This window comes from Streptomyces sp. NPDC021093 (genome assembly GCF_044333135.1).
In the GTDB taxonomy this organism is placed as follows: domain Bacteria; phylum Actinomycetota; class Actinomycetes; order Streptomycetales; family Streptomycetaceae; genus Streptomyces.
Genome location: NZ_JBIRQJ010000001.1, coordinates 1,100,910 through 1,122,121, shown reverse-complemented (window position 1 = coordinate 1,122,121; position 21,212 = coordinate 1,100,910). Strand labels below are relative to the sequence as shown.

19 protein-coding genes and 2 pseudogenes are annotated in these 21,212 nt (G+C 68.1%); 10 read left to right on the top strand and 11 right to left on the bottom strand.

All coding sequences use genetic code 11. The features are described from left to right. The first annotated feature begins 711 nt into the window (after positions 1-711). Positions 712-1,104, top strand: coding sequence for a hypothetical protein (locus tag ACH4SP_RS04960; protein ID WP_398409295.1), 393 nt, complete (start codon positions 712-714; stop codon positions 1,102-1,104). A gap of 59 nt (positions 1,105-1,163) precedes the next feature. Next, the gene (locus ACH4SP_RS04955) at positions 1,164-2,687 is read left to right on the top strand and encodes a M48 family metalloprotease (RefSeq protein WP_398409293.1); all 1,524 of its coding nucleotides are present in this window, start codon (positions 1,164-1,166) and stop codon (positions 2,685-2,687) included. Between the two features lie 354 nt (positions 2,688-3,041). On the opposite strand, the pseudogene ACH4SP_RS04950 reads toward ACH4SP_RS04955, so the two are convergent. Further along, positions 3,042-3,973 (bottom strand): annotated as a pseudogene (locus ACH4SP_RS04950) (IS5 family transposase). A gap of 552 nt (positions 3,974-4,525) precedes the next feature. Between ACH4SP_RS04950 and ACH4SP_RS04945 the strand changes: the two are divergent. Beyond that, positions 4,526-5,710 (top strand): serine hydrolase domain-containing protein, encoded by a 1,185-nt coding sequence (locus ACH4SP_RS04945; protein ID WP_398409291.1) that lies wholly within the window; start codon positions 4,526-4,528, stop codon positions 5,708-5,710. A 459-nt stretch (positions 5,711-6,169) separates the two neighbouring features. On the opposite strand, the gene ACH4SP_RS04940 is transcribed toward ACH4SP_RS04945, so the two are convergent. From ACH4SP_RS04940 to ACH4SP_RS04905, 8 genes and pseudogenes are all read right to left on the bottom strand, one after another. Beyond that, entirely contained in the window at positions 6,170-7,333 is a 1,164-nt protein-coding gene (locus ACH4SP_RS04940; protein ID WP_398409289.1) for a CynX/NimT family MFS transporter, read from the bottom strand. Between the two features lie 125 nt (positions 7,334-7,458). Continuing rightward, positions 7,459-8,169 (bottom strand): FadR/GntR family transcriptional regulator, encoded by a 711-nt coding sequence (locus tag ACH4SP_RS04935; protein WP_398409287.1) that lies wholly within the window; start codon positions 8,167-8,169, stop codon positions 7,459-7,461. A gap of 163 nt (positions 8,170-8,332) precedes the next feature. After that, complete coding sequence (locus ACH4SP_RS04930; RefSeq protein ID WP_398409284.1) at positions 8,333-8,629, bottom strand: hypothetical protein; 297 nt, start codon at positions 8,627-8,629, stop codon at positions 8,333-8,335. A 670-nt stretch (positions 8,630-9,299) separates the two neighbouring features. After that, positions 9,300-9,581 (bottom strand): hypothetical protein, encoded by a 282-nt coding sequence (locus tag ACH4SP_RS04925; RefSeq protein ID WP_398409281.1) that lies wholly within the window; start codon positions 9,579-9,581, stop codon positions 9,300-9,302. A gap of 256 nt (positions 9,582-9,837) precedes the next feature. After that, positions 9,838-10,215, bottom strand: a complete 378-nt coding sequence (locus ACH4SP_RS04920; RefSeq protein ID WP_398409278.1) for a MerR family transcriptional regulator — start codon at positions 10,213-10,215, stop codon at positions 9,838-9,840. 22 nt (positions 10,216-10,237) lie between these two features. Then, positions 10,238-11,257: an MDR family NADP-dependent oxidoreductase gene (locus tag ACH4SP_RS04915; protein WP_398409275.1), complete on the bottom strand. Its 1,020-nt coding sequence runs from the start codon at positions 11,255-11,257 to the stop codon at positions 10,238-10,240. Positions 11,258-11,503: 246 nt separating this feature from the next. Then, positions 11,504-11,758, bottom strand: a pseudogene (locus ACH4SP_RS04910) (transposase); the annotation flags it as partial. A 220-nt stretch (positions 11,759-11,978) separates the two neighbouring features. Next, positions 11,979-12,410: a hypothetical protein gene (locus ACH4SP_RS04905; RefSeq protein WP_398409272.1), complete on the bottom strand. Its 432-nt coding sequence runs from the start codon at positions 12,408-12,410 to the stop codon at positions 11,979-11,981. Between the two features lie 875 nt (positions 12,411-13,285). Here ACH4SP_RS04905 and ACH4SP_RS04900 point away from each other — a divergent pair. From ACH4SP_RS04900 to ACH4SP_RS04890, 3 genes are all read left to right on the top strand, one after another. Next, positions 13,286-13,825, top strand: coding sequence for a hypothetical protein (locus tag ACH4SP_RS04900; RefSeq protein ID WP_398409269.1), 540 nt, complete (start codon positions 13,286-13,288; stop codon positions 13,823-13,825). 214 nt (positions 13,826-14,039) lie between these two features. Next, entirely contained in the window at positions 14,040-14,987 is a 948-nt protein-coding gene (locus ACH4SP_RS04895; RefSeq protein WP_398409266.1) for a hypothetical protein, read from the top strand. Between the two features lie 116 nt (positions 14,988-15,103). Continuing rightward, a complete protein-coding gene (locus ACH4SP_RS04890) occupies positions 15,104-15,391 on the top strand; it encodes a WhiB family transcriptional regulator (protein ID WP_398409542.1) in 288 nt (95 codons plus the stop codon). A 159-nt stretch (positions 15,392-15,550) separates the two neighbouring features. Here the strand turns inward: ACH4SP_RS04890 and ACH4SP_RS04885 are convergent, their stop codons facing one another. After that, positions 15,551-15,856 carry a hypothetical protein gene (locus ACH4SP_RS04885; RefSeq protein ID WP_398409263.1) on the bottom strand — a complete coding sequence of 102 codons (306 nt, stop codon included), beginning with the start codon at positions 15,854-15,856 and terminating at the stop codon, positions 15,551-15,553. A gap of 759 nt (positions 15,857-16,615) precedes the next feature. Between ACH4SP_RS04885 and ACH4SP_RS04880 the strand changes: the two genes are divergently transcribed. From ACH4SP_RS04880 to ACH4SP_RS04865, 4 genes are all read left to right on the top strand, one after another. After that, complete coding sequence (locus ACH4SP_RS04880) at positions 16,616-16,984, top strand: peptidase inhibitor family I36 protein (protein WP_398409261.1); 369 nt, start codon at positions 16,616-16,618, stop codon at positions 16,982-16,984. Between the two features lie 345 nt (positions 16,985-17,329). After that, the gene (locus ACH4SP_RS04875) at positions 17,330-17,773 is read left to right on the top strand and encodes a hypothetical protein (RefSeq protein ID WP_398409259.1); all 444 of its coding nucleotides are present in this window, start codon (positions 17,330-17,332) and stop codon (positions 17,771-17,773) included. Between the two features lie 302 nt (positions 17,774-18,075). Continuing rightward, a complete protein-coding gene (locus tag ACH4SP_RS04870; RefSeq protein ID WP_398409257.1) occupies positions 18,076-19,377 on the top strand; it encodes a PucR family transcriptional regulator in 1,302 nt (433 codons plus the stop codon). 208 nt (positions 19,378-19,585) lie between these two features. Further along, positions 19,586-20,152, top strand: a complete 567-nt coding sequence (locus ACH4SP_RS04865; RefSeq protein WP_398409256.1) for a DUF4291 domain-containing protein — start codon at positions 19,586-19,588, stop codon at positions 20,150-20,152. A gap of 240 nt (positions 20,153-20,392) precedes the next feature. On the opposite strand, the gene ACH4SP_RS04860 is transcribed toward ACH4SP_RS04865, so the two are convergent. Beyond that, complete coding sequence (locus ACH4SP_RS04860) at positions 20,393-20,716, bottom strand: hypothetical protein (RefSeq protein ID WP_398409253.1); 324 nt, start codon at positions 20,714-20,716, stop codon at positions 20,393-20,395. Positions 20,717-21,212 lie beyond the last annotated feature (496 nt).

Below are 21,212 nucleotides of genomic sequence, written 5' to 3'. Positions count from 1 at the left end.
GGGCGGTCCGCCGCCCGTCCGGCGAACTCGCCCTTCCCCCTGCGCCCTTCGCTCGACGCTGTTGGTGACACACGTGTGAGAGCTGACGAGCCCCCGTCGGCCGGTGCCGACGGGGGTTCTCCGCGTGGCAACGGTTTCGATGCGGGGCGCTCGATGCGGTCTGGCGGGTTCCGGGGCGTCTACGTCGCTTCTGTTGATGGGCGGGCGGTGACGACGCTGCGGTGCGTTCAGGTTCAGTGAGGGTCCTACCTGGACCGGTCCCAGGGCTGCGGCATGAGGATGGATCGTGTGATCGGCCCGGCCCGGGGGGGGAGAGAGACGGGCCGGCACTTTCCCGCTCTCCGGCTCCGCGGTGTCCACCTCGTCACTGCTTGCCGTCCATGTACGCACTCACCAGCACCCTGACAAGGCCCGCACGGGTCACGGGTTCATCCTGTAATCCTCGACAGGACCAAAGAGGGATCTCGCTGAGCACTCCAGCTATTGGTGTCATGTGGATGACTAGAAGGAGCTGCACCCATACCATTCTCGGGAACGGGATCGTTTCCGATTGTGAAATCTCGTTCCCATGAGGTGCGCGGGGCCGGAAAAGGATCGAGAAATGTGGATCGGCCCGAGGGGAGAAAGTGAATGTCTGTGAGTGTAGGGCCGTTGTCGGCAAAGGAACTTGCCCAGCAGGTGGTTCATCGAATAGCTCCAGAGGAGGAGGCCATGTTCGAGGTCATCGCGGCACCATACTTGGAGCGCCCGAAGGAGGCCGAACGCCAATTCTTACGAGCGAAGGACGACGCGCTTGGCTTTGGCGCTGCAGGAGTGGTGGAACTGCTCACGCCCGTTGCGGCGTTGGTCTGCAGTGGTGTTGTGGGAGCCTTGGCGCAGGAGCTGTCTTCTGTGGCGGTCGGCCGGATGCGCGCCAGACTCCCCTGGCGACGTCGGAATATCGCAACTCCTCCACTTTCTTGGGACTCGCAGCGTCTGACCGCCATCCGTGCCACCGCGTGCGTACAGGCAGAGCGGCTCGGCAGAACACCGAGCCAGGCAGAAGAACTCGCCGATGCGGTCATCAGCACCCTGACCCGTGGAGAAGAAGTGCCACCCCGGTGACCACCCGGAATGCAACGCCATCTCCCTTCCCGTCACCGCTTTTCCCCTTGCTGGGACTTATGGCAGCTGCCATCACCTTGAACGCCGTGTTCTTCGCAGCCTTCATGAGTCGCGTCGAGGCACAGGACTGCACCGGCCTTCCAGGTTGCGACAATACGTCCGCTCTGTTCGTAGCAGCCGTTCGTAACCTCACCTGGCCTCTGCTCGCGGGAGTCGCTGTATACGGAGGAGTTGCTCGATGGCGGCGACGGCGGACCCGGAAATTATGGGGTACGCCATTCGCTGAACTGGACGGCGTGATCACCAGAATTGCTTTTCAGGTTCGGGTACCAAGGATCCCCGCGATACGCCTGGGCCCCAGGCTGGGCCCCAGGGCTTACGTAGTGGGTCCCCCGAAAGACCCTCAACTGGTGCTGGGGCCGGAGATTCTCGCACTGCACCACAAGGGCGAGGAGGCGCGGAGAGCATTCGCGGCCGTTATGCGTCACGAGCTCGCACATGTGAAGGCCAATGACCTGTGGTCGCACTACATCATGATGGTTCTGCGGGCACAGAACGTGGCCATCGGCGCCTTCTTCCTGGTCGCCCTGGCGGTGTCCGACAGTTCTGCCCACGAGTCGATGGTCGTCACGATCCGCATGGTCGCCCTGGTCCTGATCGCCGAACTCGTGAGTCGTGCGTTCCTGCGAGCCCGCGAACATGCGGCGGACGCCCGTTCAACGGCCTACGACGCAGCGGCAATGGGCGCCGCGCTCCGGGACGGCCCATGCACGCCCGGCCCCCCTGGCCGACACATGAAATGGCTTCTGCGTCACCCGTCGTCGAGCGAGCGTCGCGCAGCTCTGCTCGACCCCGATGTGTTGCTCAGCTCTTCGGCCGGACACGTGCTGCTGGCAGGAGCCCTCGCCGGGATCGCCCTCAGCACAATTCAGGATCTGCTGCTTCGCTGGGCAGACCCCCAAAGTTCGCCGGACACCCCGATTGCCGCCGGCCTGATCTTCGGCGTACCGCTGTCATTGTTCATGGCGTTTCAGGTCTGGCCGCTGAGCAAGCAGGGTGGGTGGTTCCCCCGGCGGCTGCTTCAGGTAGGTACTGCCCTCTTTACCGGTCTGGTCGGTGGCAGTTACGCGGCAGCGTCTACCCGGTTGGGTGGGGTCGAGGCCACCGGGATTCCCCTACGTGCCAGCACGCTGCTCGCCACGGCGGCAAGCGCCGTCCTGTTGTGCGGGTGGCTGCTGGTGGTGGCTGCTTCCTGGCGACGTTGGCACCCTGTGAGCGGAAACTTGCGTCCGGCGCTGTGGCTTGGGGCGCCCGCCGCTTGCATCGTCGGGTCCTGGTTGGTCGCCTTGTCATGGACCTGGGCCATGCGGCTGCGTGCGGTCGACTTGGGGTGCGTGGGTGACGCGGCGCGTGAGCATCCGGTGTGCCTGTCCTCCACCCCAGAGCTCGACGTGACTCGGTCCGTCGGTGAAACCTTCGGCCCAGGCCCGGCCCTCGTCATCGTGATCGTCGCGGCGGCCCTGCCCCTGTTGCTGGCTGCCACCGTGGCCGTGTTGCCGGCGCGAGCCCGTGTGCGGAAATGAGACGGAGTCCGGCCCGGCGCCAGGGACACCGCCATCAGCGCCAGGTAGTGCGCCTCGGGTGTCACCGAATCGATCGCAGTCGAACTGGGTTCCGGGGCGGGTGATCGCGACGGTGCCGATGTATGAAGGAAGGGCCCCTCGGTAGCTCGGAGTCGCGAAGCTCAAGCACCGAAGAGGCTCCGTTGCCACAGTCTTGCGTGACCGTACCTGTCGGGTTCAACTCCCTTACGTGGCAGCGTGATTGCCTCGCGCACCGGTTCGGCAACGCGGCGGACCGGCCGGACCGGACCCCGCGCTCCGGGACCGACATGAGCGAGGCGGAGTGGTGGGTCGTCCTAGGCACTGTTTCTCGGATCATGTTCTGAGCCAGATGACGAGGGCTGCGAGCATGACGGTTCCGAGGTAGATGTAAGCGCGCTTCTCGTAGCGGGTAGCGACGGCCCGGAAGCCCTTGAGGCGGTTGATGGTGCGTTCGACAGTGTTGCGTTTCTTGTAGCGCTCACTGTCGAAGCCGGTGGGCCGGCCGCCTCGGGAACCTCGGTTCCTGCGGTGTCTTTGCTGGTCGAGACGTTCGGGGATCGTGTGCGGGATGCCGCGTCGTCGCAGGTAACGGCGGTTCCTGCGGGACGTGCAGGTCTTGTCCGCCAGGACGCGGTCGGGCCGGGTGCGAGGCCGGCCGACTCCGGTCCGGGGCACCGATACCTGCTCCAGGACCCGCTCGAGCTGGGGTCCGTCGCCGTAGTGTCCGGGTGTCAGGACGAGGCCGAGGGGCCGGCATCGCCCGTCGGCCACGAGGTGGATCTTGGTGGTGAATCCGCCGCGGGAACGTCCCAGGCATTCGCCGATCTGACCACCTCCTCCAGACGGGCGGCCAGTTTCCGCAGTGCCGGATCGACCTGGTTCGTCCCCCGCCCGGCCCCCTTTTGAGGAACGGCGGCCGGGGACACCTTCCTCGCGCCGGCGGCGTGCTGGTGGGCTCGTACTGCTGTCGAGTCCACCGACACGTCCCAGTCGATCCCGCCTGCCGCGTCCGCGGCTGCCTGGATGCGGGACAGCAGCATCTGCCACGTTCCATCCGCCGACCAGCGACGATGCCGTTTGTAGACCGTCTCCCACGGCCCGAACCGCTCGGGCAGATCCCGCCACTGCACGCCGGTCCGCACCCGGTAGAGAACCCCGTTGATCACCCGACGGTGGTCACTCCACCGACCACCACGTGCACCACCAGAAGGTAAGAACGACTTCAGCCGATCCCACTCCGCATTCGTCAGATCCCCACGACCCATGAAGCCAGCCTGGCCCCAACATCCCACCCACGTCAGGAGATCCGAGAAACAGTGCCTAGAGGCCATGCCGGTTCCGGCCTGGTTTCAGGGCCGGGGCGACCGGCCGGAGGGCTCCGCCCAATTGCCGGAGGGATCCGCCCAAGTACCCGCCTGCGGCGGCCCACTGGCACCGCCGTCGCCCCGCTTCACGACCGGCACTCCACCGACCGGCACTCCACCGACGGGCTCAGTACGCCTTCTGGGCATCGGCGCGTACGGCCACGTGGAGCTCGCGGACGGCCACGGCGGATTCTGGGCCACCAGCTCAACGGGTGCATCGGGCACGGCGGCAATGCCCTGATGGCCCATCACAGGTACCTGGGCCGGATGCCCGGCGGCTGCGACTGACAGCGGACACCGACAGCACCGCCTCACAGCGTCCCCTCAGGGATTCCTCGGGGTTGGGGTCAGGGATTTCCCGGTTTCCCCGATGATCTTTACTGGGGACACTCGACGGCAGTTGCAGATGTTCCCGATGCTCCTGATGCCCGTTCGTTCCTGACTGGAGACCTCATGCGCCGTTCCTCGCCCCTGGCCCTGGCCGCTCTGACGACCGTCGCCGTGACCTTCGCGGTGGTCGCTCCGGCACAAGCGGCGAACGAGCCCGTGGGCCTGGACCGAACGGCACTGCGCGAGGCGATAGCGCTGCGCCCAGGCGATGACGTGGCCGGGGTCGTGGCCCGGGTGACCAAGTCCGGGCAGGCATGGCGTGGAGCATCCGGGGACCTCGTCACCGGCAAACGGGTCAAGGACCAGGCCCACTTCCGGATCGGCAGCATCGCCAAGCCGATGGAAGCGGTCGTGCTGTTGCAGCTCTCCGCCGAAGGCCGGGTGGACCTCGACGAGACGGTGCAGCACTACCTGCCGGGACTGCTGCCGGACACGTTCCAGCCCATCACCGTACGGCAGTTGCTCAACCACACCAGCGGGCTGCCCCAGGACTTCGAGGGCGCGCCCGCACCGTCGCAGGACGCGGTGATCGACAACCGCTTCGACTACTACACCTTCGACCAGGTGATCCAGCAGACGCTCCGGCCCGAGGGCAGGCCCTGGCCCGGCCCGCGGTTCGCACCGGGCGCCAAGCAGGAGTACAACTCCTTCGCCTACCGCGTCGCAGGCAAGCTCATCGAAGAGCTCACCGACCACTCCCTCCCGCACGAGATCACCACCCGCATCCTGGCCCCGCTCAGGATGAAGGACACCTCCGCTCCGGGCCGCAACACGCGAGTGCCCCGCCCCTACCTGCCGGGATACGTGCCGAACAGCAAGGGACAGTTGGTCGACGTCAACGAGCAGGGCGGCAACCCCTCCAGCATGATCTCCACTGCCGCCGACCTCGACCGCTTCATCACCGGCCTGTTCAACGGCCGCCTGCTGCGCCCCGCCCAGGCCGCCGAGCTGCGGACCCTGCCGCGCGGCGCCGACGGCAAGCCGCTCCCCTACTCGGACGGCTCGAACTGCAACACAGGGCCCGGCAAGGGGTCCGCCTGCTTCAGCATCGGCCTGATGTCCTTTCCCCTGCCAGACGGCTCGGTGATGTGGGGCAAGACCGGCAGCGACCTCGGATACAAGAGCGGGGTATTCGCCTCCCCCGACCTCAATTTGCGCGCTGTCTACGCGGTGGGCACGGCCTCGGCCGAGAACCACGCCGCCACCGCCATAGCCAACCGCCTGGCCCAGGCCGCGTTGAGCGGCTGAACCGTGCCAACCTGCCAGGGGCAAACTCCGTGTTATGCCTCGGACATGACGGAGACGGAATGGCAGGCAGTCCACGCTGCGCTGCCGGTGCCGGTGCCGGTGCCGGTGCCGGTCCCGGCCTGGCCGCAGGGCCGGGGCGGGCGGGCGGCCCGAAGGTGACTGGATGCGGTCCGCTGTGTCGTCGACAACGGGGTGAAGTGGGTCAACCTGTCGGCGGACTTCCCGCCGTTGCGGCCGGGTGCACGCCTTCGCCCGCCGCCGGCAGGCCACCGGACTGCTGGCCGAGTTCCATGACCGGCTGCGCGACCGCGACCGCGTGCGCGTGAAGGAGGGCCGCTCGGATCGCTTCGTACAGTCCGGTGGTGCTGGGGGTGGTCTCCAGGGGAGCAACCCGGCCTTGTTGCGGGCGTGTGCGGATCTGCCGTGTTTGCTGCGGCGGGCCAGGAAGTCGGTGCTGGTTCAACGCTCGGAGAAGCGCACGTGGCGGTTCTGGCCCGCTCCGTGTCCGGCAGCGGCCATGGCGAGGCTGAGGACGGCCAGAACTCCGAGGGGCAGCATCCAACTGTGCGTGGTGTCGCGCAGGATGCCCAGCAGGAGCGGGCCCGCAGCTGCCACGAGGTAGCCGACGGACTGCGCCATGCCTGCCAGCGCGGCGGCCTCGCCCGAGCTTCCCGCGCGTTCGCTCTGGAAGCTCAGCGCGAGGACGAGGCACACCCCGCCGCCCAGTCCCAGCAGGGTGCAGGCCGCGACGGCGGGCACGGACGGGAACACCAGCAGGGCGAAGCCGCCTGCCACGACGGCCGAGGCCCCTGCCGCAGTCCAACGCTGGTCGTGGCGGCCGCGCGTGAGCAGGGGCAGGACGCTGCCGGCCGCCAGGGCGATCACTTGGTAGGTGAAGAGCATCCAGCCGGCTGTCGTGCTGGTCATGCCACGGTTCAGCAGAATGCTGGGCAGCCATGCCACGACGGTGTAGAAGGCCAGGGACTGCAGGCCCATGAACATGCTGATCTGCCAGGCCAGCCGTGACCGCCAGGGAGCGGGGGCGCGTGACTCGCCGGTGGCGGCCTGGGGCTTGTCGCCGCGCAGTCGGGGCAGCCAGGCCAGGAGTGCTGCGACGGTGAGGGCGACTCCCCAGGCCAGGGCGGTGTGCCAGGAACCCGGCACGGAGTGGGAGAGCGGTGCCGAGATGCCGGAGGAGACGGCTGCCGTGAGGCCCATGACCGTCACGTACAGCGCGCTGATGCCCTGGATACGGTGTGCGGGCACGCTCCGTCTGATCAGAGCGGGCAGCAGGACGTTGCCGAACGCGATGGCGGCGGAGAGAATCACGGTCCCGGCGAACAGGCAGGCCACCGAGGGCAGCGAGCGGATCAGGGTGCCGACGGCCAGCGTGCCGAGGGCGGCCACCAGCAGGCGGGCGCTGCCGAAACGGTGGGAGGCCCGCGCCACCAGGGGCGACGTCGCGGCGAACGTCAGCAGCGGCAGGGTGCTCAGCAGCCCGCCCCAGCTCGACGTCAGACCGCTCCCCCGCTCTATCGCCGGCAGCAGTGTGCCGACGCCGGTGAGACTGGTGCGCAGGTTCGCCGCTACGAGACAGATCGCGATGACAAGCCCGAGCGACACGGCGGGCCCGGTACTGCCGAGGGCCGGCACTGCGGAGGCGGACGGTCCGGAGGATGCGGACGGCCTGGAGGATGCGGACGGCCTGGAGGATATGGAAGATAACGGCGTTGGCTTCGGGTTCACGCTCACTGTCCCCCCTCCGAACGCGGCGCCCGGGCCTCGTGGGCACCGGTGAGCCGGACGATCGCCGCCGCCGCTTCGCGCGCGCCGTGCTCGTCCCGGTCCTCGATCGCGTCGACGAGTTGTCTGTGCAGGTCGGCATGTTCGTCGGCGACGGCCGCGTCCCAGGTCAGGCCGCCCGAGGAGGAGGTGAGTGCCGTACCGAGGTAGTCGTACACCTCGACCAGCAGGTCGTTCTTGCTCGCCCGCACGACGGCCCGGTGGAACAGCGCGTCGACGCTCCCGAGCAGCGACGTGTCCTCACCGGCAGCAGCCGCATCGGCGTCGGCCAGCAACTCCCGCAGCTGGTGCAGCTGTTCGTCGTCACGGCGCAGGGCCGCGGCTCCCGAGGCGTACTCCTCAAGAACGGTACGCAGCTCCAGTACGTTCTCCCGCTGCGTGGAGTTCGCCCGGCGCACCAGGACCGACTGGAGCTCGCTCGACGAGCGGACGTAGGTACCGTCGCCAACCCTGGCTTCCAGCAGTCCCAGGTGCACGAGCGCCCCGAGCGCCTCCCGCAGGGTGCTGCGACCCACCCCGAGTTCCTCGATGAGGGCCTGCTCCGACGGGATGCGCGTTCCTACCGGCCATCCGCCCGCCTCGATGTGCGAACGGAGGCTGTCCACGAGCTGCGCGGAGAGGCTGGCCGCCCTGCGCGGTGTACTGATCCTTTTCATGAGAGCACCGTATACAAACATCAGACATTTGAATAGCAGAGGGTTTTGAGGGTTCGTCAAAGCCGTCCTGCAGCCGGAGGATTCCACTCGCTGCAGCTTCGATCGCCGCCCACCGGCACGGCGCACTCACCGCCGGGCCCGGCCGCCTCCACCGCCAGGGCCCTCACCCCGGGCGCAGCTTGGAAGCGCTCCTGAAGTGGAGCGACGACTCCCGCTTCCACAGCAGCACCGCAGCCGCCAGCCCGCTCACGCACGGCAGCACGCCTGCCACCGTGATCAGGGGCGGGTGCGGCTGGCTGAAGCTGCAGACGGCCGCAACGCTGCCGAGCACGACGACGGCAGTACCCGCGCCACGCACCCATGCTCGACCTCGCAGGCCGGCCCTCGCCATCCGTACGAACAGGGCAGCGCCGATCGCTGCGAGCGTGAACAGGTACGTGAGAAGCCTCGATTCGGCCATCCCGACCTCACTGGTGCTGCGCTGCGGACACACCTGGTGGAGCTCCTGCGCAAGGCCGCTGCCTGCGGTCCATCGCCCTGCACGCAACGCTCCTCGGCCTGGCCGACGGCACGTTGCGCAGCGAGGTCCAGGCCGGCTTCGGGGAGTTGGCCACCTGTCCGAGCGCGACCACGCGCGGCTTCGTACTCACGGCGCTGTCCCGCCCGGACCTTGCCGAACGCGATGTCAGGCAGGGAGCTTTCGGCGCCGCCCACGCGGCCGAATGGTCGCAACCGGCTCTGGGGATCGCCGCTGCCGCCCTGGCGTTCCTCGAACCTGACCCGCAAGTGTAGTGGTCCGAGGGGCGCCTTGCGCAGATGGCACGGGCGTTGGAGTCCTGACCCCACAGCTCTCCCCGCGGCCGGACGTGCGACCAAGATCATTCACCCAGTGCGGCATTTGCCCTGGCCTGCGGGTGTGTCGGGGTCGAGGTCATCGAGGTGATCGAGGTGATCGAGCATCCGCCGCTGCCCGAACGCTGGGGGCGGTGTCTACACCTCGCCTGGGCGTGCGCCGTTGACGGGAGGGAGGGTGTGAAAAGCCCCGACCGGCGAGGGTGCTGCCGGTCGGGGGCTCGTTCATCTCCGGGGCCCTCTGCGGGACCGCCCCGAAGTGGTCAAGCGGTCGAGCCTCAGCCGCCGATCGGGCCGGGGTCGTTGGTGTCGGCGTCCTGGCACCGCTCGATCCGCTTCTGGAGCGCCCGCGCCTTCTCGCGCTCCTTCTCGGCCGACTTGTGCTGGCCGAGCTTGTCCAGCTTGGCGGCCTTGGACTTCAGGCTGTCGACCTGCTGCCGCATCTTGGGGATGTTGCAGGTGATCGGGCCACGGGCCGACACACTGCCCTGGTCGGCAGCGGGGGCGGCCTGCGCGGGAACGGCCGAGAACAGGACGCCGCCCGCTATGGCTGCGGACACGGCGAGTGTGGTGAAGCGTCGAGGCAAGGGTCTCCCTCTCCAAATGACGGGTCGCACAGACCCGTTGGGGTGTCGATAGCAGTCGATCACTGTATAGGAAGAGAGATCCACTTTCCCGCCAGCACCGCGACCGCCTCCACTACGCGGTCCAGGCCGTCGCCCCACATGTGCCTGCCCGGAGGCGTCCTCGCGCAGGCTGGGCACATCCGCGATCAAGTCCTGCCGCCCTGAAGGCGTCCCGCCGCTGAGTCGAACTTCAAACGAAGCCGAAGCGGTCGGCGATCCGGGACGCCAGTTTCTCGCGGAGACGTGTCAGCCGCTCGATGCGTTCGTCGAGTTCCGCGAGCCGCCGCATGCTCACCTCCCCGATCTCGCAGTGCTCCGCTTCACCTTCATCCTCATGACCGTCGGTGGAGAGCGCCCCCTCCAGCACGTGGGCGAGGCTTCTGACGTCCGCGATGGTGAGGCCCGCCTCCAGCAGTTCGCGTACGGTTCGCAGCCGGCGGACGTCCTGGGACTCGTACTCCCGGTGCCCGGACGGCGCGCGCCCGGGCATGAGCAGGCCCTGCTGCTCGTAGTAGCGCAGCGCCCTCGGTGTGAGGCCCGCCGCCGCTGCCGCATCGCCGATCCGCATACGCAGCCCTCCTGATCCGAGGTCAGAGCTCGACAAGGACAGCACCGATGTGCCGGCCTTCGAGAAGCTCGCAGAGTGCCTGTGGGGCCCGGTCGATGCCCCGTAGGCGTGCGTGCGGGACGGTCAGGGTGCCGTCCCGGAGCCCTCGGCCGAACTCATCCTGCCACTGCGGGAGCGCGTCCAGATGGTCGGCCCCCGCGATCCCCCGCAGAGTGATCCCCCGCGAGACCAGGTCGAACGTGTCGATCTCGATGAGGGTTCCGGCTCCCCCGGCCACCTGCCCCGACAGGCCCCCCACCAGGGCGATCCTCGCCTCCCTGCGGGCCAGCGCCACCGAGGCGCGCAGCTGCTCGCCGCCCACGTTGTCGAAGACCGCGTCGAGGCCGTCCGGCGCCGCTTCGCGCAGTTGCTCCTCCATGGTGCCTTCGCCTTCCGTGCGCAACACGACGGCGTCGTAACCCAGCTCCTCCCTCAGGTACGCGCCCTTGCGCCGCGTACTCGTACTGCCGATGAGCCGCCCTGCGCCGCGCAGTCGGGCGAACTGGCCCGCCAGCGAGCCGACACCGCCCGCCGCGCCGCTCACGAATACCGTGTCTCCCGGCCGTACCTGAGCCGCGCGCACCACTCCGAGCCAGGCGGTGAACCCCTGGGAGAGATACGCGGCAGGGTCGGGCAGCACGTCCAGGTCCAGGAGTTGTGCGTCCTCCGGGGGCAGGGCGGCGTACTCTCGCCAGCCCAGTCGGTGTTCGACGAGGTCGCCAGGGTGCAGGCCGGAGCCCGGCGGCGCGGTGACCACCTCGGCGACGGCCGGGCCCCACAGGACCGCGCCCGGCACGTATCCGGGCATCGGCAGCTCGACGTCGCTCCGCATGAGGGTGCGCATCACGGCGGTGACGCTCATGAGGCGGTTGCGTACGAGCAGTTGGCCAGGGGCGGGGGTGGGGACCGGTACCTCGACCACCTCGAAGTGATCGCGGGTGAGGGGTCCTTGCGGGCAGACGGACAGGCGTACTTCGCGATGGGTGGCGCTGCTGTGACTCATGCTGCGCACCGTAAAACTTGACGTGCACGTCAAGTGCAAGCGGCGCTGTGCGGGGGGGGGACACGGAGAACGGCCGGGGTGCCTTCGAGGCATTTCACTCCCGGTTCAGTTCCTGCCGCCGGCGCTGCCAGGGCGCGGACACCTCGCCCGTGACCGGGACAGGTTCCGGCATCAGCGGCCGGGCCACCGCCCATGCCTCCGCGCTGCGGGATGATCAGGTCCTCGTCGCCGATCTCAACTGCGGGGCGCAGCCGCCGTCGTGGCCACCGAACGTGCGAACGTGCGGTGGCCGCGACACTGGGCGGGCAGCCGGGTCGTGTGGCCATGACCCAACGCCCTCAGAACCGGGCATGCCTGTTTCCAGGCCTGGTCGGGCAAGTCCTGCCAGGGTGAGTCGGTGCGGTACTTCCAGTCGATGGCCTCAAGCGTGCTGCGGTGATCGGCCCACCGCCTGCCGCGGACCGGATCGGCCAGCATCAGCGGCTCGATCCGGTCCCGCATCGCATCAGCGATCAGTGGTCAGTTGATCGGACAGACACTCCGATCACTGACCGCCCCATCAAGGAGACAGGCGCGAGGAGTCGTCCCCTTGAACTGACAGGGTCGTCACCGGCGACAACACCCGGGCTCCTCGGTGAAAGCCTCGATGAACCGGTCAGCGTGGGTGGGTGGGCACGGCGGGCGGGCAGAATCCGCTCACCGTCGCCGGCAGGCAACGAGATTACGCGTGCGCACTGGTAGTGCCCCCGCAGGTGATGATGCGCAGATCGTCCCAGTCACCGGTGCAGATCTCCCACTCGACGAAGTCGCCTTCGGGGAGGTTCTTGTTCTGGTAGCGGCTCGTGCCCTTCCCGGACGAGTTCCAGATGGTGCCCTGACGGTGCAGGGCGTTGGTCCTGGGGTCGAAGCTCTTCCAGCGGACCAGGACGGAGTGCTTGTCGGCCTTGAAGTCGGACACGGCGAACCAGTCACCGTCGGGGCGGAAGCAGCCGCCTCCCTCGGGGATGGTGCTGCACTGGAAGCCGTTGAGGCCCGGCCCGGAGGTAGCGGTGGCGTGGTCGACCTCCCAACTGACAGCGGAGGACGGGGTGATGGCGAGGAGGGTCGAGGCGATCGCGCCGACGAGGACGGTGCCCAGTCTGGATATGCGCATAGCACATTCTTTCCATAGCTCCATGGCCATGCCAACCATTCGGGTGCGACGTGGGCACTGCGGAGAGCGCTGTGCCCTGGACGTGTGTATCGCCTGGGAGGTCGTGGTTCCCGGTGCACGGGAGATCACGCAGCCCGGCGAGTGCCCTGTCCACCCTGCCCGGCCCCAAGTACGCGACCGAAGATCCCTGCTGTCTCCTGCGGTTGCCGTCGCAAACCGCTCAAGGCTGGGCATCGCTCGGGCCGCGATCGCCTCAATGACCGCCAACCCGCTGCCCTTGAAAGGGGTGTACGGCGGCGGCACCCGAGGATGCAGCATTCCAAGAAGCCGGCTGAGGACACGAAGGACGGCTGTACGGGACCCCGGACAGGCCGCCGCGGCGGCTCCTCATCTGCCCATTTCTGAGGTTGGCGTACGGCCCGGCTGACGGTCTTCCGCCTCCCTCCGTGCTCGCCGGATCTCAGCCCGGCGGAGGGCACGGGGCCCACACCCTGCTCGGGCGCATGCAGTACCGCCCCGGCCTGCTCGACGGGTTCATCGCCGGGACCGGGCTCACCCCGGCCCCGCCGTCACGTCGCCCCGGGCCGAGAACCTCAGGTGCGGTCTCCCGACAGGTGCGGTATCCCGACCAGGTGCGGTATCCCGACAGAGGCAGTCCACCGTGAAGCAGCGGGCTCAGGAGCGGACCGGGCTCGTCCCGCTGCCCTGACGTCGTCCCGAACCGACGGTCTCCAGCAGTCGGGGCGCCCGGTCCTGGGGATGAGGGTGGCTCCGCCGCGCGGCGGAGCGAGCGGCGAGGTTCTCCTTCCAGTGGGCGTCCGGGGCCGCCGTTCAGGCTGACGGAACGGGCCGGGGGCCGCCCGATGATGAATCTCATGAGCATGCACACGGCATTCCCCGTCACTTCCGTTGCACCGCCGCCCCGTTGGGCGGTCCGGGCCGCGCACCTGACCGCGCTGGTGGTCCTGCCGAGCGGACTCCTGCGCCTTGTCTGGGTGCTCGGGTTCCCGGCCGGCTACACGCAGGCGGGCTTCGTGGAGTTCGAGACTCCCTCTGCCAAGGTGTGGATGCTGACGCTCAGCGTGGTCTCGGAACTGGTCGCCGTCCTGACGATCGGCCTGGTACGACCCTGGGGCGACGTCGTACCGCACTGGATACCGCTTCTCGGCGGGAAACGGGTCCGTCCCCTGGCCGCCGTCGTCCCCGCCCTCCTCGGCTCGGCGGCCCTGACGGTGCTCTGGGGCACCATGCCCCTGTGGTGGACACACCCGCACAGTGACATGACTCCCACCGGAAGCATCCTCATCGGGATCATCTACCAGCCACTGGTCATCTGGGGCCCGCTCACCGCGGCCGTCACCCTCTCCTACCACCACCGCCACCGTGCCGCACGGCGTCCGGCAACGGCCGGTTGAGGACCCGGCCCCGCCCCACCGGGAAACACCCACCACTGGGAAACACCCACCGTTGGGACACCCACCAAGATCACCACCACCCCGAACCGAAGACCTCAGTAGTGAGAATGAGGCTGCGTGACACCGGCGACGCAGCGGTACCTGGCCCTGGACACCTCTTGAGCGGAGCACGGATCCTGGTGTCCCGCCGGAAGCCGTGAAGGACGTACCGCGCATGGATCCGATTTCCCATCCGCACCTTCTGCATATTGCCGTCGCCGGAGCCAAGTTCGGCCGACTCAGCGGGCTGCTTGCCGCCGCTCGGCGGCAGAACCGCGAGGACCTGGCCGCTCAAGTCGTCGCGCTGGGGGAAGAACATCCCCCGCTGCACCGCACCACAGGTCTCCCCGGCGGCTGGACCGATCCCGTAATGAGGGAGTTCAACCGCCTTGCGACCAGATATCAGAGGGTGCCCTGTCACGCTGTCTACTGCTCGGATCCGGACGATGCGTACAGCCGGGACGTCCCCTTCCTGGGCTACGCCTTTCGTGCCCTGGACCGATACAGCGGCGACACGCTCGACATCCACTTCCGTTCCGGCGAGTTGCGGCCCTTCTCTCGACGCAACGGTGGTGCCTGGTCACTGCACCAACTCCTCGGCCTGGACCTCGGGATCGGCGAGAGGGCGGAAGGTGATGCGCTGTATGTCTGGAAGCGGCCGAGCACGGTCACCAGCGCGCCTCGGGCCGTTCCACTGCGCTTGGGCAACCTCCACTCGGAGGCACGGATCGGCGCCGTGGCTCGCCTGGCTGCGGAACTGGCCGCCGGATGTGAACTACCTGTGGCCGTCCGACGTGCTGAGCGGCAGCCGGCCCGCCTGGATCCAGAAGAGATCAAACAACTGCTACCCGGTTCCACTCGGCGAGAACGCAAGGCGATCAAGCAGTGGACCGAGGGCTACCGAGTGAGGCACGGAGCAAACCCCGACGCCGATATTGCGGCGCAGATCGTCGCAGGACTCGGCTCGCCCAATTCCCTTGAGCGCAAGACCGCCCGCGCCATGATCACCGCGGTCCTCACGGTGTCCGGAGTGCTCGGTGCACCCCATGTGCTGGTCAACGACATCCCGGATACCTTCGAGAGGATCCAGCAGATCTACGAGCAGCTAGTCGACGACGGCTAAAGGCCGGCCCGTCAACTGGCGTATGTTCTTGGGCACTTGTCGCGCGCATGGAGTGGGCGGGGCAGGCCGGATCGGGGAGGTACAGCGCTGTGTCGGAAACTTTGGGTGAGCAGTGGATGGTGGGGGCGAAGTGCCGGACCACTGATCCGGACGTGCTCTTCGTCGAGGGCGCCGCCCAGAATCAGGCGAAGGCACTCTGTACCGGCTGCCACGTGCGCACGGTGTGCCTCGCTCACGCGTTGGACAACCGGGTCGAGCACGGTATCTGGGGTGGCATGACAGAGCGCGAGAGACGGGCACTTCTGCGCCGTCGTCCCCAGGTGACGTCCTGGCGGCGCCTGCTCGAAACCGCACAGGCCGAGTACGAGCGAAGCACCGACGACGGACAGGCCGAGGCCGGCTGACCGCGCCAACTCGCGTGATGCCGGGACGGTGGGCCCCGGGCTCCCTCTGCGCCCGCCCTCGGGGCCGAACCGGGAGCTCGGGAGGCTGTCTCTGCTCTCGGCGTACGAAGTCGCCCTGTACGCGGACCCTGCCGGACGGGGGCACGGCCCGTTGTGCGGTCAGGTGGTTGTGGCGGTGTCGAGGAGAGTGAGGCCCGGGAGGGTTGTGGTGTGGAGGACGGTCTTGTGGTGGCGGGTGAGGGCGGTGAGGCCCGCGTTGCGGAGGATCGTGGCGTGTTCGCTTGCGCTGGCGAGGGAGATGCGGGCGTGGTGGGCGAGCTGGGTGGTGGTGCAGTGAGGGTGGTCGGCGATGACACACAGATCCCCGCCCAGACCTGGCACGGAGTCCGCGACCCGGTAGGCCACCACCTCGTCCCGCACCAGTTCCGTGACCGCCTCGGTCTTCTCCTCCACCGTCACCGGCACCGACGCCTTCCACCCACCGCCCGTTTCGCCGCACGCCCGGCTCACTGGTGACGCCGAGAACGACAGCATCACGGGTCCCCACGGCGGAACAGTGAGCATCGACCTCACGAGCGACGTCGACGGCGGGACCGGCGCCGGCACCTGCCGCACCGACCCGCCCGAGCACAACACCAACTGCGAGAATCACTGACCCCGTCAACCCGGCCCCCACCCGCAACCGCAGCCCGGGCCGGACGGTGCCGCGATGCCCTGGCCCGGGAGAACGTGGTCGCCACCCCGGTCAGCAGCCGGAGTCCGTGGTCGGGGCTCCGAGCGAGAGCGGTGCATCGAGCGCAATCAACGTGGAGCGGGTCAGCGCGCAGACGCCAGTCAGCCCCGGGCTCCACCCCAACAACCGACCTCCTTCCAGAAGTTCCCGGACAAGCAACGCATACTGCGGCCCCGCAGATGGCGCGCTACCGGCTGACCCCGCCATCAAGTTCCGTACAGAGTCAGCTCGCTACGGTGCCGAACCGCCCGGTGCGGCCGGAGGCCGCGTCTGCCGACGGCTGTGACCAGCGACATTCCGGTTCGCTCTGCCGCGCCTTGTCCGGAGTTGTTTGTCCGGCCGCAGCGTGCCGACACCGAACAACCTCATCGGGCTAGACAACTCTCAGGGCCGGACGGCGAAGGCGACACGGAGAAGGGAGGACGGCAGCGCGGCCACCGGCGACGGCCGTTGCTCGTGCTTGATCGCACACATCGAGAAAGGCTTTCTGAATGCTGAGAATCAAGAACACGGTGGCAGCGGTAGTCGCCACAGCGGGACTCTCCCTCACCGGTCTGCTTGCCACCGCCAGCTCTGCCAGCGCCGCCGTCGAGGACAACGGATACGGCCGATGCCCTTCCGGTCGTGCCTGCTTCTTCTCGGACTGGAACGGTACGGGTTCCTTCGGCTACGCCCCAGGTTGCGGCACGTACTACCTCGGGCAGTGGGCGGGCACCGTGTCGTCGATCAAGACGCACGGCAATGCCATCCGGCTCCTGGACAGCAAGCAGAACTCCGTGGGCTACGTCCCCGCGTGGACCTCTACCAACCTCTCCGCAGCCGAGAACGACAAAGCTCATTGGATCTGGGTGATCTGTTGAGGACGGGCAGGGGGACGGGCCTCCTCGACGATCCCTGACCTACCCTCCCCCGGTGCCCACCGCGCCGTTGGGCACTCCGCAGGACACCACGCACCTCGCGGACCGGCCGCTGATGAGCAACGGTCGCCCGGCATGGGCGCCGACGGCTGGCCGGCCCGGCGGCTCCCGCTGGGTCTCCTGCCGGGTCTCCTGCTTCGGTAGGAGCCGGAGCTGTCGTGTCCTCCTCAGGACTCAGTCCGGGGCCCGCCCTCCAGAGAGTGCCCACACGATCCGTCAGTGGATGTTCAGTACCCGGAAGCAGCCACCACTCATGGTGCGCGCTTCCCTTCACCAAGGAGTGACGTTATGGCACAGACAGTTATGGCACAGACGAAGGAACGACACAGCATCAGGGCAGTAGCAGTCATCCTGGGAGCACTGACGCTTGCGGGAACGGCGGTGGTGCCGGCGCAGGCGACGGAGCAGGCAGGCGGTCCCTCGGTCCGAACGGTCACTCGCTGCTCGGACTTCGGCGGCATGGGCGACATGAAGGTGTGCGTCAGCACTGGGCCCCGTGAGCCCACGATCGCCTGGTTCGACAATATGAGCGGCGTCACCCACTTCGGGGCCATCCTCCAGATCACCAACACCAGCGGGAGTTACCGTTCGCAAGACCCTCCCTACACCGCACATGCGCACAGCATCAAGGGTATGCAGCGTTTCGGCCTGGCGAACGACTGCTACTACGGCTCCGTGAGCCTGAACGGCGGACACGGCTTCTACCGGACCCGCGAAGCGGCGTGCGTCTGAGAAGCCGCGCATGAGACCCGCACGACAGGGGCGACTGGCCGTTCTGCACGGGCCAGCGCCCCTATGCGCGTCAGACTCATGTCTCCATGGTCACAGCGGTACTGACGCGGCGTACCCCGGACGGCAAGCCAGCCGTCCGGGGTGGTGCTGGGCGACTCTCTGTGTGAGCAGGAACGGCTTCGGCTCCGCGATGACCCGCCCCTACGACACCGTCCGGAACGACCCGGCCGCCAACCCCTGGGCCGGACAAGGGAATCGGCATTGTGCGCTGGCCGTACCCCGTGCTGCCGTAGGCTCTGGCCGTGCCCGAGGATGCCGCGAACGCCACCATCGCCGACCTTGCCAAGGCCCTGAACGCCAGGCTGGACGGCATCGTCGCCGGCATGGCCGAACTGGTCGTCAGGGAGATCGAGTTCTACCGCAGCACGGTGGTGAGCCCGAAGGAACTGCAGGAGGCCCTGCGCCGCAGCGTCGACTTCCTCCTCACCCATCTCGCCGACCCCGGACTGGCGTCGGTGGATGTGTCCGCACCCCACGCCAACGGCCGCAAGCGGGCCCTGCAGGGTGCGCCACTGCCTGAGGTGCTCCGTGTCTACCGGTTGAGCTTCGCCTACTTCTGGAGTCAACTCCTCGCCGAGGCACAGGATTTCGGGGAGAGCGCGACGCGCGCGCTGCTCATGTCGGCGACCCGGGTCTGGGCCCTGTCGGACATCTACTCCTCGGCACTCACGGACTCCTACCGAGAAGCCGTTGCCGAACGGATGGTCGAGACCGACCGCAGGCGCTCGGCCCTTGTCGCCGCACTGCTCGACGGGCAGGCCGCCGGCGGCGACACCGGCTGGGAACTCGCCCGTACACTCGGCTTCCCCTATCAGGGCCGCTTCGTCGTCCTGATGGCCGAGGCCGCCGTGGCAGCCGAGTCGCCCCTGCCCGGCCTGGAGGCAAGGCTGCGGGCGCTCGACGTCGCATCGGCCTGGCGGGCGCAGTCAGGACACGAGATCGCGGTCCTCTCCCTGGCCCGCAAGCAGCCCCCGGCCACGGTCGTCGCCGCTGTTCGCGACTGCGCAACCGGACGCGTCGGAGTGAGCCCCGTCTACCACCAGCTCGACCACACGGAGAGCGCCCTGCGGTACGCCCAGGTCGCACTGGAGTCGTTGACCCCAGGGGTGGCCGAGGTGCGGCAGCTGGACGACACTCCGTTGACAGAGCTGGTGATGAGCAACCTGGACACCACTCGCCGGGCCGTCAACCGCGTGCTCGGCGGGTTGCTGTCCCTGCCCGAAGGCGAACGCACCACGCTCCTGGCCACGGCGCGGGCCTGGCTCAAGGCACATGGCTCCGCAGCCGAGGCGGCCCAAGTCCTGTACTGCCACGAGAACACGGTGCGCTATCGCATCCGCCGCCTGGAGGAGTACCTGCGCGGCCCGCTGGACGACCCGACGATCATCGCGGAGCTGGCCCTGGCGCTCAACGCCGTCGGTACGTTCCCCACGCTCCTGGAGCAACGCTCCCTCAGGCAGCCCGCCGGGCCTCGTCCGGTGGTCCAGCAGGTCCAAGCACCGGGAACCCGGGGCGCTGCCGCCGTCCGGACCGAGGGCGTCTGAACCGCTGGCCGAGGTCCGTGTTCCGTGTCGTTGGGCCGGGCAGGCCGTGCCCACGCGCTACGGCAAGCCCGCGGTCCGCTACGGGGCGACCGCCCTTGTCGCGGCCGTCAACGACCGGCTCTGAGCAGCGCATTCGAACCGTCCCCCGGGGGGCGGCAGGGCAAAATCGCTCGCCCCGCCACCGGACCAGATGGCAGGGTACGGGCGCATGACGCCCCCTTATCAGATTCGTGCCGACTACGACGCCCGCACGATCGTGGTCTACCAGGCGTACTCGCCTGCCATCGCTGACGCGGCACTGCGGGCGGGCCGCTTCGTTGCGCCGTTCTCGTTCCGCCGGATGACGTGGATCAAGCCGTCGTTCACGTGGCTGATGCACCGCAGCAACTGGGCCCGCAAACCCGGCCAGGAACGTGTACTCGCTGTACGGATTACCCGGGAAGGCTGGGAGGAGGCCCTGTCCCAGGCCGTGCTGACGACCGCCGACCCGGCAGCGGTGGCCCAGGCAGCCGTACATGTCCAGTGGGACCCGGAGCGCTCGCCGCGCGGAGCGGCCCTGAACCACTACAGCATCCAGGTAGGCATCAGCCGCCACTTGATCCACACGTTCACCGACGAATGGATCGTCAGTCTCACCGACCTCACCCCCCAGATCCGCAAAGCCTCAACACTCATACAGACCGGACACGCCACCAAAGCACAGCGGCTGTTCCCCACGGAACGCACCTACCCCATGCCCCGGACTCTGGAGGACATCATTTCCCCAAGCAGATGACCACGACTCGTAAGGATCAGCCACCGCACTACGAACACTTCTGACACACGCCCTGGAAGGCCCGACCTCCGAGAGCGGCGTGCGGGGAGGACTCGGAGTACGGCAGGACAAGCGGCAAATCCCGGGGATCACTTTCCCTGAACGCAGAAGGCACCCTGGGCCGGATTGGCTCAGGGTGCCGCTCATCACAAGTTTCCGCCAGGGAGGATTCCCATTCAGCGGGTCACTCGAAGAACTCCGCTACCTCGGGCTGATGTAGCCGTGCAGGGCAGGCGAGATGTTGCTGTCCTTGCCCTTGGCGCCATTGCGCGTCATGGCTTGGAACCGCACGTAGTTGTTCTTTCCCTCGCGGAAGTTGTAATTGCACACCGTCGCCCCGTTACTGGCTCCGTCCGAGTCGTGGCATTCACCGGAGCGCCCCGATCCGTCGAAAGCCGTCCAGCGCACCACCAGCCTCTCGCCGTCCGCTCGATTGTCGCTGAGGATGAACTTGTCACCATCCGCGTCGAAACAGGCGGTACCCAGCGGGAAAGTGAAGTACGGGACGCAGGTCTGCGTCTCCACACTGGCCTGAGCGGGAACGCTCGCCAGTGCGGAACAAGCCAGAGTAACTCCGGCCACCACCAATGATCTTGTACGAAGTCCCATATCGTTTACCCCCTTATATTGGCAGGCCGCTTTCATGAGGACGTCATGAGCTCGGGCCCGCCTCTCTCGCCCGAGCCTCTCACTTCGCGCCCGCCTCTCGCAATAGATCAAGTCCCAGTGACAGGCCCGTTACAAGCCTTGCCGCACTAGTGACGCGCTATGTCCTTGTGAGGTACCGGGCGAATTATTCACAACAGCAGAACATTGCCCTCATTGTCACCGGTGGGGAATTTCACGCGCCTTGTCCGACGAAATCCTCGAAGGCCTGTTGCCGACGGCACACCAGCGGGCCTTCGACGGGGACGACGAGGCGACCGGCCTTCCCTCTTGGTGCGGGGCGGAGCAGCGACTCCTGGCGGTGGCCCGGCCGGCCGGGCCCCGCGCATGCTGGAAGACGTGCGCGCCGAGCCAA